Below are 608 nucleotides of genomic sequence, written 5' to 3'. Positions count from 1 at the left end.
TTTGGATGTTAAAGGCATGCCAACCGTCTTAAAACTCAAGAAGCGCCGTTTTCAATGCAAAAGCTGTCGCAAGGTTGTCGCCTCTCAAACCTCATTAGTGAAAAGAAACTGCCAAATCTAGCAACCGGTCTGGGCTAAAATCACACAGCTTCTAACAGATACCTTAAGCAATGCCACTATCGCTAGGCAATGTCATGTCTCAGTAGCGACTGTCCAAAGACAACTCGAAGACTTTCAAATCAAAGAAACTTTCGATAAGCTACCTACCGTTCTGTCTTGGGATGAATTTTCGAGAAACAAGGGGCAGCTAGCCTTTATTGCTCAGGACTTTGAGACCAGACAAATCGTCACTGTCCTTGAAGACAATAAGCAAACCACGATTAAGAATGTCTTCTACAAATTCCCCAGAAAAGTTCGTGAGACGGTTCAAGTCGTCACTGTGGACATGTCTGGTAGCTACATTCCCATCATCAAAACCTTCGCTATCTTGTTTTTAGGCTCAGGCTGAAAGAGTCCAGTGGACTCTTTCACTCCCAAAAGCACGTATTGTCCTTGATCGCTTTCACATCATCCAACACCTAAGCAGGGCTATGATGGCTACGAGAATT

Annotated in this window: 1 pseudogene; it reads left to right on the top strand. The window is 43.9% G+C overall.

The features are described from left to right. Nucleotides 1-608, top strand: a pseudogene (locus ACMZ6U_RS10660) (transposase); the annotation flags it as partial.

Source organism: Streptococcus pluranimalium, assembly GCF_047785745.1.
GTDB classification, from domain to species: Bacteria; Bacillota; Bacilli; order Lactobacillales; family Streptococcaceae; genus Streptococcus; species Streptococcus pluranimalium_B.
Note: the sequence above shows the minus strand (reverse complement) of the source record. Positions and strands in the feature narration are given on the sequence as shown.